Annotated in this window: 15 protein-coding genes; 8 read left to right on the top strand and 7 right to left on the bottom strand. The window is 68.5% G+C overall.

The window, feature by feature from the left end; all coding sequences use genetic code 11:
* Window positions 1-125 precede the first annotated feature (125 nt).
* Window positions 126-626 carry a zinc-binding dehydrogenase gene (locus ACWGE0_RS18250; protein WP_452262044.1) on the top strand — a complete coding sequence of 167 codons (501 nt, stop codon included), beginning with the start codon at window positions 126-128 and terminating at the stop codon, window positions 624-626.
* On the opposite strand, the gene ACWGE0_RS18245 is transcribed toward ACWGE0_RS18250, so the two are convergent.
* Window positions 610-1,686 carry a hypothetical protein gene (locus tag ACWGE0_RS18245; RefSeq protein ID WP_452262043.1) on the bottom strand — a complete coding sequence of 359 codons (1,077 nt, stop codon included), beginning with the start codon at window positions 1,684-1,686 and terminating at the stop codon, window positions 610-612. The genes ACWGE0_RS18250 and ACWGE0_RS18245 overlap by 17 nt on opposite strands.
* 43 nt (window positions 1,687-1,729) lie before the next feature.
* Between ACWGE0_RS18245 and ACWGE0_RS18240 the strand changes: the two genes are divergently transcribed.
* Window positions 1,730-2,923 (top strand): 8-amino-7-oxononanoate synthase, encoded by a 1,194-nt coding sequence (locus ACWGE0_RS18240; protein ID WP_452262042.1) that lies wholly within the window; start codon window positions 1,730-1,732, stop codon window positions 2,921-2,923.
* Here ACWGE0_RS18240 and ACWGE0_RS18235 read toward each other — a convergent pair.
* Both ACWGE0_RS18235 and ACWGE0_RS18230 read right to left on the bottom strand, forming a co-directional pair.
* Window positions 2,877-3,335: a GNAT family N-acetyltransferase gene (locus ACWGE0_RS18235; protein WP_452262041.1), complete on the bottom strand. Its 459-nt coding sequence runs from the start codon at window positions 3,333-3,335 to the stop codon at window positions 2,877-2,879. The genes ACWGE0_RS18240 and ACWGE0_RS18235 overlap by 47 nt on opposite strands.
* Before the next feature lie 13 nt (window positions 3,336-3,348).
* Entirely contained in the window at window positions 3,349-4,083 is a 735-nt protein-coding gene (locus ACWGE0_RS18230; RefSeq protein ID WP_452262040.1) for a serine protease, read from the bottom strand.
* 148 nt (window positions 4,084-4,231) lie between these two features.
* Here ACWGE0_RS18230 and ACWGE0_RS18225 point away from each other — a divergent pair, with 148 nt between their 5' ends.
* Both ACWGE0_RS18225 and ACWGE0_RS18220 read left to right on the top strand, forming a co-directional pair.
* Window positions 4,232-4,840, top strand: coding sequence for a LysE family translocator (locus ACWGE0_RS18225; RefSeq protein ID WP_452262039.1), 609 nt, complete (start codon window positions 4,232-4,234; stop codon window positions 4,838-4,840).
* A gap of 15 nt (window positions 4,841-4,855) precedes the next feature.
* The gene (locus ACWGE0_RS18220; protein ID WP_452262038.1) at window positions 4,856-7,045 is read left to right on the top strand and encodes a tetratricopeptide repeat protein; all 2,190 of its coding nucleotides are present in this window, start codon (window positions 4,856-4,858) and stop codon (window positions 7,043-7,045) included.
* A gap of 190 nt (window positions 7,046-7,235) precedes the next feature.
* On the opposite strand, the gene ACWGE0_RS18215 is transcribed toward ACWGE0_RS18220, so the two are convergent.
* Window positions 7,236-8,012, bottom strand: coding sequence for a S1 family peptidase (locus ACWGE0_RS18215; RefSeq protein WP_452262037.1), 777 nt, complete (start codon window positions 8,010-8,012; stop codon window positions 7,236-7,238).
* Window positions 8,013-8,027: 15 nt separating this feature from the next.
* Entirely contained in the window at window positions 8,028-9,050 is a 1,023-nt protein-coding gene (locus ACWGE0_RS18210) for a M48 family metallopeptidase (RefSeq protein ID WP_452262036.1), read from the bottom strand.
* Between the two features lie 69 nt (window positions 9,051-9,119).
* On the opposite strand from ACWGE0_RS18210, the gene ACWGE0_RS18205 reads away from it, so the two are divergent.
* From ACWGE0_RS18205 to ACWGE0_RS18195, 3 genes are read left to right on the top strand one after another with little or no spacing between them, the layout of a single operon-like run.
* Window positions 9,120-10,016 (top strand): alpha/beta hydrolase, encoded by an 897-nt coding sequence (locus tag ACWGE0_RS18205; protein WP_452262035.1) that lies wholly within the window; start codon window positions 9,120-9,122, stop codon window positions 10,014-10,016.
* 34 nt (window positions 10,017-10,050) lie between these two features.
* Window positions 10,051-11,925, top strand: a complete 1,875-nt coding sequence (locus tag ACWGE0_RS18200; RefSeq protein ID WP_452262034.1) for an ABC transporter ATP-binding protein — start codon at window positions 10,051-10,053, stop codon at window positions 11,923-11,925.
* Window positions 11,922-12,566 carry a CatB-related O-acetyltransferase gene (locus tag ACWGE0_RS18195; RefSeq protein WP_452262033.1) on the top strand — a complete coding sequence of 215 codons (645 nt, stop codon included), beginning with the start codon at window positions 11,922-11,924 and terminating at the stop codon, window positions 12,564-12,566. The genes ACWGE0_RS18200 and ACWGE0_RS18195 overlap by 4 nt, the downstream gene beginning before the upstream one ends.
* Here ACWGE0_RS18195 and ACWGE0_RS18190 read toward each other — a convergent pair.
* On the bottom strand, window positions 12,559-13,068 hold the full coding sequence (locus ACWGE0_RS18190) for a hypothetical protein (protein ID WP_452262032.1): 510 nt from the start codon (window positions 13,066-13,068) through the stop codon (window positions 12,559-12,561). The two genes, ACWGE0_RS18195 and ACWGE0_RS18190, sit on opposite strands and share 8 nt — an antisense overlap.
* A 16-nt stretch (window positions 13,069-13,084) precedes the next feature.
* Window positions 13,085-13,903: a trypsin-like serine peptidase gene (locus tag ACWGE0_RS18185; RefSeq protein ID WP_452262031.1), complete on the bottom strand. Its 819-nt coding sequence runs from the start codon at window positions 13,901-13,903 to the stop codon at window positions 13,085-13,087.
* A 572-nt stretch (window positions 13,904-14,475) separates the two neighbouring features.
* Here ACWGE0_RS18185 and ACWGE0_RS18180 point away from each other — a divergent pair.
* Entirely contained in the window at window positions 14,476-16,356 is a 1,881-nt protein-coding gene (locus ACWGE0_RS18180; protein ID WP_452262030.1) for a patatin, read from the top strand.
* The last annotated feature ends 15 nt before the right edge of the window (window positions 16,357-16,371 follow it).

Below are 16,371 nucleotides of genomic sequence, written 5' to 3'. Positions count from 1 at the left end.
TTGCACATTGCCGACGCTGCGGGACTGGCGGTCCGTTTGACCGTGGCGGCGGCACGGACCGGTAGTCCGATTCATGGCATCGGATCCGGACCGGCGGTCCGGCGACCAGCGACCACGAAGCGCTGTTGCGGCAAGGCACCACCGCGGTCGCCGCGGCCAAGGCCGCTCGCATCCGGCCTGGCGACCGCGTGCTGGTCGAAGCGGCGTCCGGTGGCGTCGGCAGCCTGCTCGTCCAACTCGCGGAACGGGCAGGCGCGACCGTGCTCGCCGCATCCAGCAAGGGCGGGCTCGGCTACGACTGGGACGGCCTCGAGCCGGTCGACGTCGTGTTCGAGTCCATCGGCGGCGCCGTCGGAAAACGAGCGTTCGAGCTGCTCGAGGATGGCGTCGGACGCATGGTCGTGTTCGGGTTCGCCAGCGGTGAGCCGTTGGACGTGACGGCCGGCGACGTCTTCCGCAAGGGCGTCGCGGTCATGGGACTCCCCCGCGACGTGACACCGGAAGAGGTCTTCAGCCACCACCTGAAGCCGGTACTCGGCGAGGTCTACCAGCTCGAAGAGATCGCCGAAGCCCACCGAGCACTCGAAGCCCGCACAACGACGGGCAAGCTCATCGCGCGACCGTGACCGACTTCGGCGCGCGGAACGACAGCAGGTTGAGCCACTCCGGATCGTCACCGACCAGGTGCAACGACGGCTCGTGCTCCGCCACGGTCCGCAAGGTCACCGCGGCCTCCAACCGCGCCAGCCCGGCGCCGAGGCAGAAGTGGCGGCCGTAGCCGAACGCGAGGTGGCGAGGGTCGTTCTCCTTGCCGCTCAACAACAACACGAGCTCCGCACCGGCAGGGACGCGCACACCGGACAGCACGACCTCACGGGCAGTCAGGCGCCTCCAGGTCACCACGGGCGTGTCGGTCTGCAGGACGTCCTCCACGAACGACTCGGCGACGTCGGGCAACGGCAGACGAGCCCACAACGCGCGGTCCTGCAGTGCACGACGCAACGCCGTGGACAACAACTGAGTCGTCGTCTCCTGGCCCGCGATCAGCAGGAAGTAGCAGAGTCCGGCGGAGTCCTCGGCGGACACGCCGGCGTCGGCCAGAGCGCAGAACAGTTCGCCGTCACGGGCGTGGTAGCGCTTGATCAGCCATTGGTGGAAGTCGCCGACGTCGTCGACCAGTTCCAGCTGACGGTCGCGGGAGATGTTGCCCCAGAAGAACTCCAGCGATCCGGAGCTCCAGCGCTTGAGCGTCGGGACGTCGACGTTCTCCAGGCCGAGCAGCTCCATCAGCACGATGGCGGGCAGGTCCCAGGCCAGGTCGCGGACAAGATCGAGCCGGTTGAGATCCGCGCCACCCAGCCGTTCCGAAACCAGCGAGCGGATGCGAGGCTCCGCGGCGGCGACCCGAACCGGCGTGAAGAACGACGCGACGAGTTTCCGCAGGCCGGCGTGGGACTCGGAGCCGTTGTTCGCGAGCGTCGGCGGCAACGAGAAGCGGGCCCTCACCAGGGTGCGCAACGCGGTGGGTGCGACCGGCGTGACGGCGGTCAGGGCGTTGTCGGGCAGGAACGTGACCGGATCGGCCAGGACGGCGCGCACGTCGTCGTAGTCGGACACCACCCAGCGGCCGTCGCAGAACTGCACCGGCGAGGTGAGTTCGGCACGCGTGAAGGTGAACAGGTCCACAAGCGGCACGCTAGTCGGCGGATGGGAGACTCAGTCGGTGACCGTGAGCACAACTGAGGCGATTTCCAGTGGTGGTGAGTCGACGTTCGACTGGATCGACGTCCGCTCTGAAGCGCGCGCCAAGGCGGGTCTGACCAGGCGGCTGCGGCCGCGCACGGCGGACTCGACGGATCTCGACCTCGCCAGCAACGACTACCTGGGCCTCGCCAAGGACAAGCGCGTCGCGGGTGCCGCGGCCGCCGCCACGCTCAAGTGGGGTGTGGGGTCCACGGGATCGCGCCTGGTCACGGGCTCGACGGAGCTGCACGCCGAGCTGGAGTACGAGCTCGCGAACTTCTGCGGGTCGCAGTCGGCACTGGTGTTCAGCAGCGGGTACATGGCGAACCTGGGCGCGCTCACGGCGCTCACCGGTCCCGGCACCGCGATCGTCGCCGACCAGCACATCCACGCCTCGCTGATCGACGGCACGCGCCTGTCCAAGGCGGACGTCGTGGTCGCCGGTCACTGCGACGTCGGCCAGGTCCGGCACGCGCTGGAGACCCGCGGCAAGCGGCGCGCGATCGTCGTCACGGACTCGGTCTTCAGCGTCGACGGCGACACCGCCCCGCTCAACGAACTGCACGAGGCCTGCCGCGCGACCGGTGCGGCGTTGGTCGTCGACGACGCGCACGGACTCGGTGTCGTCGGGCCCGGCGGCCGCGGCGCCGTGGCCGAGGCGGGCCTCATCAGGGCACCGGACGTGATCACCACGCTGACGCTGAGCAAGTCGCTCGGCGCACAGGGCGGCGCGGTGCTCGGCCCGAGCCGGGTGATCAAGCACCTGATCGACACCGCGCGCACGTTCATCTTCGACACCGGCCTCGCGCCGAGCAGCGCGGCGGCGTCGCTGGCCGCGATCAAGATCCTGCGCGAGGAGCCGGACCGTCCCGAGCGCGCGCTGACCGTGGCGCACGATCTGAGCAACCGCCTGAAGGAAGCCGGTTTCCAGGTCAGCACGCCGACCGCCGCCGTCGTGAGCGTGCGGGCGCCGTCACCGGAGCAGGCGTTCCAGTGGGCCGAGAACTGCCGCACCAACGGCGTGATCGTCGGCTGCTTCCGGCCGCCGTCGGTGCCGGACCAGATCAGCAGGCTGCGGCTCACCGCGCGCGCCGATCTGACCGAGGCCGACATCGAGCGCGCGGTGCGCGTGATCAGGGAGTGCGCCGCATCCGCAGGTGTGGAATCCCGTCCTCGATGAACTCTTCCCCTTCGGGCACGAAGCCGAACGACGCGTAGAAGTCCACCACGTACGTCTGCGCGTCGAGCACACACGGCGTGCTGCCGACGTCCGCCAGAGCGGCCTGCACGAGTCTGCGGCTGAACCCACGTCCGCGCGCCATCCGTGCGGTGACGACACGTCCGATCCGCAGCGTGCCGTCAGGCTCCTCCAGCAGCCGCAGGTACGCGAGCGGGTCGTGCGATCCGTCAGCCTCCAGCCAAAAGTGCCGCGTCCCGTGTTCGAGGTCACGGCCGTCCACGTCGCAGTAGACGCTGTTCTGCTCGACGACGAACACGTCCTGACGCAGGCGCAGGATCGCGTAGAGCTGGGAGGGACTCAGATCGAGTCCCCACTGACGGCGCAGGGTCGCCGGAAACGGTGTGGTTCGCACCGAACCTTGGATATCAGAAGCCAAGTACCGATCGGTAGTGAGCGAGCCGGGTGTAGACACCAGGTTCATCGGCGCGCGCACAACCGCGGCCGAACGACACCACGCCCGCGAGCCTGCCTTTGACGACCAGCGGCCCGCCCGAGTCACCCGTGCACGCGTCACGACCCCCGCGCCCGGCGCACAACATCGCGCCCGCCCGGTAGTCCGGCTCCTTCAGCGCGCACTCCGCGTCGGACAGGATCGGCACCGTCACCTTGCGCAGCGTCATGGACGGCGGCGTGCCCTCGGCGGTACGACCCCAGCCGAGCACGACACCGTCGTCGCCGACCTCGCCGAGCGCGATGGTCCGGTACGGCAGCGAGCGGGCCAGCGTCAGCACGGCCACGTCGTCGCCCTTCGTGACCTCCTGGTAGTCGGGGTGCCGCCACACGCTCGCGACTGCGGCCTCGACGCCGTCGTCCTTGACGCGCAGGTCCGTGCGTCCCGCGACCACCCGCAGTTGCTCGGCCGGACGCTGGTTCTTGCCGAGCACGCCCTTCAACGTCGCGCAGTGCGCCGCGGTCATGACCTTGTCCGGGGCAACGAGCGCGCCACCGCAGATCAGCTGACCGTCCGTGGTGGTGATCGCCACAACCCACGGGGTGTCCGACACCCGCGCGGGTGTCCCCCCAACGATCGCATCGGCCGTCGACGCACCGCTGACCAGCGCGATCACCGCTACCAGCACGGCAAGCCGCTTACCCCTCACGGACCACTCCTCGTTGCGCCAGGTGGACGATTGGTCACCAACCGTAGCGATCGCGCTAAGGCGACGTCAAAACCGGAGATTCTCGTGTTAGTGTCGCGTCAGGCCGAAGATTTTACGGTCAGTGGTGTAGCTCACGGGGGTATGTACGGTGTTGTTCGACTTCGGCCAGGTTCCGGCCTTTCTCATCGCGTGCGCGGTCGTCATCGTGACCCCCGGTGTTGACGCGTTCCTGTTGCTCCGCACGTCACTGCGCTCCGGCACCCGCGCCGGCCTGCTGGCGCTGGCGGGCATCCACTCGGCCGCCGCGGTCCAGGTGACGCTGGTGATCTCCGGCCTCGGCGTGGTGCTCGCGCAGTACCCGATGGTGCTCACGGCGCTGCGCTGGATCGGTGCCGCCTACCTGCTCTACCTCGCGGTTTCCATCACCCGCGGACTGATCAAGCGCTCCGGTGACGAGCCGGAGGAGGTCATGAGCAACCGGCCGTTCCGCCAGGGCTTTCTGACCAACATCACGAACCCGAAGATGATCCTGTTCTCGCTCGCGTTCCTGCCGCAGTTCATCGGATCGGGTGAACCGGCGCCTCAGCTCGCGATGCTCGCCGTGGTGTTCCTCGGACTCGCCGCGGTGTGGGAGCTGATGATCGTGCTGGCGGCGTCACGGGTGGCCGGCCGGTTGAAGCGGCCCGGCGTGACGACGGCGCTGGACGCGGTGTGCGCGGCGGTGTTCCTCACGATGTCCGTGGGCCTCGTGCTCTGAGGCACACTCGATCTCGTGGCGGATCGACTGCAGGCTCTGCGTGACGCGCTGGTCGCACGTCCCGGCGAGCCCGTGCCGTTCGACGTGCTGGCGGCCGAGGTCTGGCCGGACGAGCAACCGTTGCACCCGCGCGCCGCGTTGCGCACGTTGGTCAGCCGGCTGCGCGCCACCGAGCAGGTGATCACCGAGTCGACCGGTTACCGGCTCGTGCAGCGGCCGCCGGCGCCGTGTCAGCTGCCCGCCGATCTGCCGGACTTCGTGGGCCGCAAGGAGGAGATCGCGCGGCTGGAGCTGATCGACGCGCCGGTGCGGGCGATCACCGGGTTGCCAGGGGTGGGCAAGACGGTGCTGGCGGTGCGGGAGGCGCACCGGTTGCGGGAGAAGTTCCCGGACGGGCAGCTGTACGTGAACCTGCGCGGGTACTCCACCGGGCCGTCGATGACGGTCGAGCAGGCGCTGGCGCGGTTCGTGAAGGCGCTGGGCGGCGGGCCGAACGACGACTACCGCGAGCTGCTCCGCAACCGGCGGGTGCTGGTGGTGCTCGACAACGCGACCGCCGAGGTGATCGCGCCGTTGCTGCCCGGCACGCCCGGCTGCGCCGCGTTGATCACGAGTCGGCAGGATCTGCCGCAGTTCGCGCAGGTCAGGTTGGGCGTGTTGGCCGAGCAGGAGGCGCACGAGCTGCTCAAGGGCATGCGCGTCGACGGCAACACGAGCGAGCTGATCGGGTTGTGTGCGCGGTTGCCGCTGGCGTTGCGGATCGCCGGGGCGAACCTCGCCGGGCGACATCTGCCGGACTACGTCGGCGAACTGCGCGAGCACCGGCTCGAGGCGTTGGAGATCGAGGACGACGACACGGCCGTGCAGGCCACGTTCGACCTCTCCTACCGGAAGCTGTCGCCACAGGCCCGGCGCACGTTCGACTTCCTCGGTGCCGTGCCGGGGCCGGACATCCCGAGCGGTCTGGTGAGCACCGCGATCGACGAGCTGGTCGCGGCGAACCTGGTGCAGCAGAACGGAGATCGCTACCAGCTGCACGACCTGCTGCGCCTGTACGCCCACGCACGGACCACCGCACAGGACCGGCAGACGGTGTTCGACTGGTACCTCAAGCGGGCGGACGGTGCCGACGCCGCGCTCAACGTCGGCTTCACCCGGCTGCTGCCGCCCACGGCCGACCGCGTCGGGTTCGCGGACCGCGAAGAGGCGTTGGCCTGGTTCGAGACGGAGAGGCTCAACCTCGTCGCACTCGCCCAGGAACAGAAGGACGCCGCGCTGGTCGTGGCGATGCGCGCGTACCTGCTGCAGTCCGGCTACTACGGCGAACTCCGCATCGTCGCCGAGGCCGCGCTCAGTCACGAGGCCGGACAACGGGCCGCGGCGATGCGGGTGTGCCTCGCGTACCTCGACTGGCGGTTCGGCGAGCACCGGCAGGCGATCGGGCACTGCGAGCAGGCGATCGCCGAGTTCCGCGCCGCCGGCCGGCAGGCAGAGGAGGCGACGGCGCTCAACATCCTCGCCGGGATCTACCACGACCTCGGCGAACTCGACCTGGCCGGCGAGAACCTCAGCGCCGCGCTCGTGCTCTACGGGCCGAACGGCATGCGCTCACAGCTCATCGGCGGCCTCGGCAACCTCGGCCTGGTGGAGCTGGAACTGGGCAGGCTCGACGCCAGCGAGGAGTCGCTCCGGCGGTCGGTGACGCTCGCGCGGGAGATCAACGACCTCCAGCACACCTCGAACGGCCTCAACAACCTCGGTGTCGTGCTCGCGGCACAGCACAAGTACGCCGAAGCCGAAGAAGCGTTCCACGAAGCGTTGGACCTCTCGCAACGCCACGGCTTGAGGCCCATCGAGATGTCCGCGCGGGTCGAGTACGCGGAACTCCTCATCGCGACCGATCGGCGTGACGAAGCACGCGAGCAGGCGGAACGCGCGCTCGAACTGGCCGGCGACGACGACCTGTTCATCGAGGTCGACGCGTGCCTCGTGCTCGCCGAGGTCAACCGTTCGCCCGCCGAGTACGACGAGGTGCTGCGACGGGCGATCGACGCGGAGTTCCGCATCATCGAGGTGCGCGCGCTCGCCGGCAAGGCCGCGCTGACCCAGGACAAAGCGTTGTACGACAAGGCGATCGAACGAGCGGAGTCGGCGGGCCTGCGCTACCGGGCCGACCTGATCCGGGAACTCGGCTCAGCGGTCTAGCGATCAGCTGATGGCGTGTGCAAGTACTACCAACTCAAGATCATCGAGCGTGCAACTACATCCAACTGACTGGCCCGCTCTGACGGCCGAGAGCCGTTGGCCTGCCGGTTGGGTGTAGGTAGAGGCGATTTGATCAAGAGTTGGTGGTACTTGCAGACGCCATCAGCCGACTGGGACGCGGCTCAGGGGTCTAGGGGTCGGCCACCACCGGCGGCAAAGCGTCCACGATCGGGTGGAGGTCCTTCGCGTACCTGGCGAGCCGGACGTACACGCCGGGCTTGCCCCTGCGCGCACAGCCCTCGCCCCACGACGTGACGCCGACGAGCTTGCCCGACACGACGATCGGGCCGCCGGAGTCGCCCTGGCAGGTGTCGATCCTGCCGCCCTCGTAGCCCGCGCAGAACATGTCGGTCTTCACGAACTGCGGGTAGGCGTCGACGCAGAAGTCGTCCGGCAGCACCGGCACGGTGGCCTGCATGAGGAAGCGGGACGTCTTGCCGTTCTCGCTGGTGCGGCCCCAGCCGAGCGCCCTGAGCTCTGTGCCGGGCTGGTAGAGCGCCCGATCGGACAGCTCCGCGATGGGCAGCGGGGTGTACGGCAGCGCCTTCTTCAGGGTCAGCACGGCCACGTCCTCGCCCTCGTCCGCGGAGACGTACTGCTTGTGGATCCAGATGTCGGTGACCGGGACCGACACCCCGGCCTCGCGGTCCTGCTTGTCCTCGCGACCGGCGACGACGCGCAGCTCGGCGGGTGAGCGGCCGAGCGCGCAGTGGGCCGCGGTGAGGACCTTCGCGGGCGCGACAATCGTCCCGCCGCAGAACTGGGAGCCGCGGTCGTCCGTGAGGTAGACGGCCCACGGGTTGGCCTCGATCGAGGCCCGCTCGCCGCCGACGACCTGCACGTCGGCGGCAGCGGTGCCTGTTGACGCCAGCACTGCCGAGAGAACCAACACCAGGAGTCGTCTCATGACTCCAGATGGTAGCTACTCGGATGCTCCGTTCGGAGCAACCTTGCTCCAAACCCTGCCGGCCGCGCCCATGACCGACTCGCCGATGTCGTTGATCGTCTTGATCAACGGGTCGGCGGAGTTGCCCATGGACTCCTTGTACGAACGGGCGGCGGACTTCACGTCGTCCGTGAGGTTCGTCGTCGGCCGGTCGTCCTCGCGGCGCGGGTACGTGCCGGTCAGGATCTCGCGGTACTCCTCGGTCGCCGACCAGCGCTGCAGCTCGGCGGCCCGCACCACGACCAGCGGGTGCGAACGGTGCTCGGTGTGCAGGAGCTTGAGGAGGCTGTCGCGGATGTCCTCGACCTCCTCGTACTCCTTCGCCTGGGCGAGGAACGACGCGATGTCGACCTGACCGCCCAGATCACCCGCGAGCGCGAGGTGCGTGCGCAACGCGGCCTGCGGGTCCTGGCAGGCCAGCAGGCCCGCCCGGTCGCAGGACAGCTCGGTCTTGCGCTGCCACTCGCGCAGCGCCGCGATGACCGCCCGCATGGCGATCGCACCCGCAGGCACCCACGCGAACGACGTGGTCAGGTCGATGAGCCGGCGAAGGAGCGTGTTGTAGAGCGCGTGGCCCGACATCACGTGGCCCGTCTCGTGACCGATGAGGAAGCGCAGCGACTCGTTGTCGAGCAGGTCGACCGCGCCGGTGCTGACCACGATGAACGGCTTGTCGATGCCGTAGGTGTAGGCGTACGCCTGCGCGCTGCGCTCGACGTAGAGCTCCGGGACCTCGTCCAGGTCGAACGTCGCCGCCACCTCGTTGCGGATCCGGTCGAGCTGCGGGTACTGCTTCGGGCCGACCCGGACGGAGGAAGCCACCTGAAGGAGGCGCTCACCTCGTTCGGAGAAGGCTCCGGCGACCGCCTTGAGGATCGGTGCCACGGCGGGCACCGCCCTCAGCACCGCGAGGGCGCCTCGGTCGGCAGGATGCTCATAGGCGCGCGGGCTGATGCCCATGAAACGCACCCTCGATGACTGCTCAATATCCCCCGTCATCTCCCCAGGTTAGACACGATCCGGACAAGGCTGCACGGAATCGGCGCCGGATGGTTGCAAACTTGCCCGGTGAGCAGCGACGAAGACACCACCGTTCTGCCGTTGCGCGGCGGGGCATCAGCGACCCTGGTCCGCCGGCGTGCCGTGGCCAACGACCGGGGCGCGATCCTCTACGTGCACGGTTTCGCGGACTACTTCTTCCAGGAGCACGTGGCCGAGCACTACACGGCCCAGGGCTACGACTTCTACGCGGTGGACCTGCGCGGCTACGGGCGGTCACTGCGCGACGGCGAGGTCCCCAACTACACGACCGACATGGCCGTGTACTTCGAGGAGATCGACGCCGCGATCGCCGTGATTCGTGAAGAGCACTCGCGTGTGGTGCTCATGGGGCACTCCACGGGCGGGCTCACCACGTCGTTGTGGGCGCACGAACGCCGCGCCGGCGAGTTGATCAACGCCTTGGTGCTCAACAGCCCGTGGCTGGACGTCGTCGAACCGCCGTTCATGCGGCAGGTGGTGAAGCTGATCGGGCAGGTCGCGCCGAAGGTGAAGATCCGCGCGAACCTCGGCGAGGCGTACGGGGCGGCGATCCACAGTTCGCGCAACGGAGAGTGGGACTTCGACCTGAAGTGGAAGCCGCTCGCGGGGTTCCCGGTGCTCGCCGGGTGGATCCGGGCGATCCTCCTGGCGCAGGAGAAGGTCCACAACGGACTCGACGTGCGAGTGCCGGTTCTGGTGCTGCACTCCGACAAGAGCATGTTGAACGCCAAGCAGTGGAGCGAGGACGTCTCCAAGGCCGACGCGGTGCTGGACGTCGAGGGCATGCGCAAGTGGGGTCCGAAGATCGGATCATCGGTCAAGGTCGTGGAGATCAAGGCAGGCATGCACGATCTGTTCCTCTCGCCTGAGCCAGTGCGTGCGGCGGCCCTGGCGGAGGTCGACGAGTTCCTCAAAACAACTTGACCTCGTCATAGGTCGAAGTTCGAGACTGGTCCTCATGAACATCGACTTCAACGCCTGGTACGCGCTCGAAAGCGCGATGCAGGACGAGAAAAACCGTCGCGTGAGCCGGGCGACGTTGAAGCGTGTCGCCCGGTTCGCCCGCCCGCAGCGGCGGGCTGTCTACGCGTTGCTCGCCACCAGCGCGGTCGCGGCCGTGCTCGCGGTGGCCTCGCCGGTGCTGGCCGGACGCGTGGTCGACACCATCATCACCGGCCGCGACTTCTCGCTCGTGGTGTGGCTGTCGCTGGCGATCGCGGGCGTGGCGGTGCTGGAGGCCGGGTTCTCGCTGGCCGAGCGGTGGCAGTCGTCGCGGGTCGGCGAGGACCTGATCCTGCGGCTGCGGCAGTCCGTCTTCGACCACGTGCAACGAATGCCGATCGCGTTCTTCACCCGGACACGCACCGGCGCGTTGGTGTCGCGGCTGAACAACGACGTGATCGCGGCGCAGCGGGCGTTCTCCGAAACGATCTCCGGTGTCGTCACGAACGTGATCGCGCTGGTGCTGACCCTGGCCGTGATGCTGACGCTGTCGTGGCAGGTCACGGTGCTCGCGATGGTGCTGCTGCCGATCTTCCTCATCCCGGCGCGGCGGATGGGCAAGCGTTTGGCGTCCATGCATCGCGAGGCCGCGAACCTCGACTCGGCGATGACGACCCAGATGACCGAGCGGTTCTCCGCGCCGGGTGCGACGTTGATCAAGCTGTTCGGCCGGCCGCAGCTGGAGAGCATGGAGTTCGGCGCGCGGGCACGGCGGGTACGCGACATCGGCGTGCGGACCGCGGTGGCGCAGTGGCTGTTCCTGGTCGCGCTGACGTTGGTGTCGTCGCTGGCGTTGGCGCTGGTCTACGGGTTGGGCGGGTACTTCGCGTTCGCCGGGCAGATGGCGCCGGGCACGATCGTGACGCTGGCGCTGCTGCTGACTCGCCTGTACGCGCCGTTGACGGCGTTGGCCGGGGCACGGGTGGACGTCATGACCGCGCTGGTGTCGTTCGAGCGGGTCTTCGAGGTGCTGGACCTGCCGCCGTTGATCAAGGAGAAGGCCTCGCCGGTGTCCGTGCCGGACGGGCCGGTCTCCGTTGAGTTCTCCGACGTCAAGTTCGCCTACCCGTCGGCGGACAAGGTGTCGCTGGCGTCGTTGGAGGAGGTCGCTTCTCTCGACACCCGTGGTGGCGAGGAGATTCTCGGCGGGGTGTCGTTCGTGGCCGAGCCCGGTTCACTGATCGCGCTCGTCGGCGCGTCGGGTGCGGGCAAGTCGACGATCGCGTCACTGCTGCCCCGGTTGTACGACACGGATTCCGGGGCGGTCCGGCTGTCCGGTGTGGACGTTCGCGACCTGTCGTTCGACTCGATCCGCGAGACCGTGGGCATGGTGACGCAGGACGGGCACCTGTTCCACGAGTCGATCGGGGCCAATCTCCGGCTGGCGGCTCCCGCGGCCACCGACGAGGAGATCTGGGACGCGCTGACGCGGGCACGGCTGGCGGATCTGGTGGCGTCGTTGCCGGATCAGCTGGACACCGTGGTGGGTGAACGCGGATACCGGCTTTCCGGTGGTGAACGGCAACGGCTGACCATCGCGCGGTTGCTGCTGGCCAAGCCCCGCGTGGTGATCCTGGACGAGGCGACCGCACACCTGGACTCGCGTTCCGAAGCGGCGGTGCAGGAGGCGTTGGTCGAGGCTCTCGCGGGCCGGACGTCGTTGGTGATCGCACACCGGTTGTCGACGATCCGGGCGGCGGACCAGATCCTGGTGGTGGACAAGGGGCAGATCGTCGAGCGTGGTACGCATGAGGCGTTGCTGGCACTGGAAGGCCACTACGCCAAGTTGTACCGCACTCAGTTCAGCGAAGAACCGATCGGAGCACCGTGACCATTCCCTCGCCCGACAACCTCTACCCGTTGCCGGACTACGCACGCACGGTGCTGCTCAAGCCGTTGGTGAAGAACCCGCAGATCGAGATCGGCGAGTACACCTACTACGACGACCCGCATCACGCCGAACAGTTCGAACAGCGCAACGTGCTCTACAACTTCGGCGCCGAGAAGCTGGTCATCGGCCGGTACTGCGCGCTGGCGGAGGGCGTCCGGTTCATCATGTCCGGCGCCAACCACAGCATGGCGGGCGTGTCCACGTTCCCGTTCACGATCTTCGGCGGCGTGTGGGGCGAGAAGACGCTCGACATCGCTCTCGGCGCGCCCAGCCGTGGAGACACGGTGGTGGGCAACGACGTGTGGATCGGCTACAACGCCCTGATCATGCCGGGCGTGCGGATCGGGAACGGGGCGATCATCGCGGCCGGTTCCGTGGTGGTGGCGGACGTTCCCGCCTACGGGATCGTCGGCGGGAACCCGGCCAAGGTGCTGCGGAGGCGGTACAGCGACGAGGAAGTCGAGCTGCTGGAACGGATCGCGTGGTGGGACTGGCCGGTGGAGAAGGTGACCGAGCACGTCCGCGTGATCATGGCGGGGACGCCCGCGGAGCTGGCGGCGATCTCCGACGGCGTCAGGTGACCGTGACGCCTGCCCGGGTCATCGCCAGATTGACCTGACGGCCCGGCGTCGGACACGTCGTGGAGGACGAGCCCTTGGCCGTCGTCTCCACGGAACCGTCCGCGACCGGCTCGTCATCGGCGTCGAGGAGCTTCACCGTCACCCGCACCGATCCGACGGGCATGTCCAGCGTGGCGAACCCGTCCTTGCCGCCGGTCGGCACCAGCGTCGCCCCGCAGTTGTCGCCGGAACACGAGGTGGTGGCCGGCCCGGCCGACGGAGTGAGCGGCACCCGCCGCGTCTGGCAGGCCTCACCCTCGCAGACGGTGATCTCGGCGGTGACCGCCGCCGCGAGCTCCTCGGCCACCCGCACGGAAACCCCGCTGGGCAGCCCGATCGCCGGGCACTCATCGCCGTTGGACGTGGCCACGCACCCACCCGCCTCCTGCCCTGGGACGCATTCGCCGGAGCCGCACGCGATCAGCGCGATGAGGCAGGCCGCCAGCACGGCGGCCTGCCTCATCCCGGCAAGACGGTGACTACGCGGAATGCGATTCGGCAAAATCGTACAGACTCTTGAAGTTGTCGTCGAAGTACGGACTGCGGTTCCAGTTGTCGGAATTCACGGTACTGGTCACGCCGTTCGCGTAACCGACACCCCAGCCGTCAGCGCGGTCGTTGTAGTCCTGCAACCACGGGCCGCCACTCGCGCCGCCCGTGAAACCGCACCTGATCTGGATGCGACCGTCGAACACGCCCACTCGTTCGGTTTTGCCCCAGCACAACCAGGGCACTTCCCCGCCGTTGCGGTCCAGCGGGTAACCCATCATCGTGATGTTCACGTCGCGCGGATAGTTCCAGCGCGTTCCGTTACCACCGACCTCGTCGTTCAACTTGCGACCGGACGCGTTGTTGCCGGTGACCGCGATACCCATGTCGTAGGCGAAGTCGCTGTTGTTGATCCAGCCGTTCTTGGAACTGAGATACGTCGCGGCGAAACTGCCGTGCGGCCGGCTGCCGTTGAAGTAGTACGGCACGAAGACGAAGTCGGTCGCGAAACCGCCGCCCTTGCCGCCATGCACGCAGTGGCCGGCGGTGAGCACGAGCCGCCGCTTGGGGCTGCCGATCGAGGCACCGGAGCAGTGCCACAACCGGGTGTCGTTGGGCTTGTGGAAGAACACCTTGCCCATGGCCCGCGACGCGTTCACGGCCTGGATGCCGATGTCCTGAACGCCGTAGTCCTGCTGCTTCACCGTCGGCGCTTCCGGCTTGATCTCGCCCGCGGGCCCGGTCGGCGCGGGTTTCCGCGTCGACGTGACCGTGTCGGCAGGCAGATCGGCCGGAATAGACGCTTTCATTCTTTCCGGCGTCCAATAGTCGAGAACGGATCTCTCCGCCTCTGCCGAGTTCACGGTGCGCCCGTCCGCCGAACGGGCTACCGATAACGCGTTTCCGTCGGGATCGCTCCCGGCAGCGGCGACGCCGCTGACCAACGTGGTGGTGGTGATGACTGTCGCGAACAACGCGGCTAAACGTTTGCCTACCACAAATATCCCCCTCCAGGATGACCTTGTGGTGCAACCGATGAATCAAGGGGTCGGCAAACGGAGCAGGGCAGCAAAAGCGAGCGCCACTCATGCGGCGAGTGGCACGCTCATTGATGCCCCGTGTGTCAGCTCCCCGTCCCCCCGAAAATCTGACCACCGAAGACTAGGGCCGTGCCCAAGGCGAGGCAATCGACCGATGGGCGGCCCACCAGACGTCGCAGGAATGCCCGAACGGCCCATTTTTCGTGCCCCGCCGATCCGCGCTATGCCATGCGGGTGCGCCACACCGCTAGCGAGGGCCGACCTCAACGGATGGAGATCGATTGGATGGCGTCCGAGTGAACTTCCGCGACGGATGCTTCTGATCGCGCGATCATGGGCACATGGAGTACGACCGCTACTGCGACCTGACCATGCGCGGAGGCACGACCAGCGGCGTCGTGTATCCGCTCGCCGTCGCGTCGCTGGCGCGCCACTACGAGTTCAAGCAGATCGGTGGCGCGTCGGCGGGGGCGATCGCCGCGGGGTTCACGGCCGCCGCCGAGCGCGGTCGTGCGTCCGGCGGCTTCGAGAAGCTCACCAAGCTGATCGACTGGTTCACCTCCGGCACCGGTGCGGACAGGTGGCGGCTCGCGCAGTTGTTCCAGCCCAACGAGAAAACCCGCGCGATGTACCGGATCGCGGTCGCGTCCATGCAGAAGCAGGAGACGACGGGTCGCAGCGCGATCTCGTGCATGTTCTTCGCGTTGCTGGGTGCCATCGGCCTGCGGGCGAAGTCGGTGCTGGCGCTGATGACGTTGCTGTGGCTGGGCGGGCCGGTGCTTTACTCGGCGTGGCTGGCGCCGGCGGCGTATCCGGGCTGGCTCGCGACGCTGGTGGTGGTGCTCGCACTCGCCTGCGTGGTGATGGTGCTGTGGCCGTTGCGGTCGAGTCTGCCCTGGCCCGCGTGGGTGTTCGCAGCGGTGCCGCTCGTGCTCGGGCTGGCGTTCTCACGGCACTACGCGACGGCCGCGATCGTTTTGCTGGTGTGGCTGGTGTTGTCGCTCGCGGCGGTCAGCGCGCTGTTCGTCACCTACGGGTACGCGATGCAGAAGTTCCTGAAGCACAACGCGCGGTCCATCCACTTCGGACTCGTGCCGGGTACCGGTGACTTCACTCCGTCGTGGCTCGACCGGCTGGCGGGCATGCCGAAGTCCACGGGTGTGCCGCCGCTGGCCGACTGGATCGCGGACCAGCTCGACTCGCTGGCCGGGACCGAGCACGCGCTGACGTTCGGCGACCTCGGCGAGATCAACCTGGTGCTGATGACGACCGATCTGTCCCAGGGGCGGCCGTACCGGTTGCCGTTCAAGGAGAGCTGGCAGTACTGCGAGGAGTGCCTCGGGTACGTGCTGCCGCGCCGGGTGGTCGAGCAGATGAACGGGCCCGAGACCACGGCCAAGTGCCCTCAGCACGAGTACATGCCGTTGCGGGACCTGCCATCGCGCGACCGGCTGCCGGTCGTGCTGGCGGTGCGGATGTCGCTGTCGTTCCCCGGCCTGATCGCCGCGGTGCCGCTGTGCCGGGACGGGCGCGTGCACTGGTTCTCCGACGGCGGCATCACCAGCAACTTCCCGATCCACTTCTTCGACTCGCTGCTGCCGCGGTGGCCCACGTTCGGCCTGAGCCTGCAGTCCTACCCGAACGGCGACACAGCCGAGGTGTGGCTGCCGGAGCAGGACGCGTCGACGTCCGGCACCCCTTACAAGACACTGGGTTCCGTGCCGGGCTTCCTGGTGTCCATTCTGGACACCTTCCTGGACTGGCGCGACACCATGCAGTCCGCGCTGCCCGGCTACCGCGGCCGCATCGCGCACGTGCGGCAGGCCGGCGACGAGGGCGGCACGAACCTGTTCATGCCGCCTGCCACGATCCAGCGCCTGGCGTTGCGCGGTCAGAAGGCCGGCGACCTGCTGCGCGAACGGTTCGAGCAGCAGCGCAACACCGACCGCTACCGCTGGATCCGGCTGCGCATGGCCGTGCGCGAGTACCAGGAGCTCGGCCTGCAGGCCGCGGACCGCGACGCGATGTACGAGGAGCTGCTCGCCCGGTTCGAGATCCCCGAGGAGCTGCACGAGTGGTTCCGCACCCCGCCGGCCGACGGTGATCCGGACCGCGCCGGGATCGAGATCGCGTTGGACGAGGTCGGGCGGCTGAAGGACGCCGGGCCGTTCGACGGGGCGCCGCCGGTGGATCCGGATCTGCGGCTGACGCCACCCGAGTAGACGCGCTAGCCTGTG

This window comes from Lentzea sp. NPDC054927, from assembly GCF_053610285.1.
Note: the sequence above shows the minus strand (reverse complement) of the source record. Positions and strands in the feature narration are given on the sequence as shown.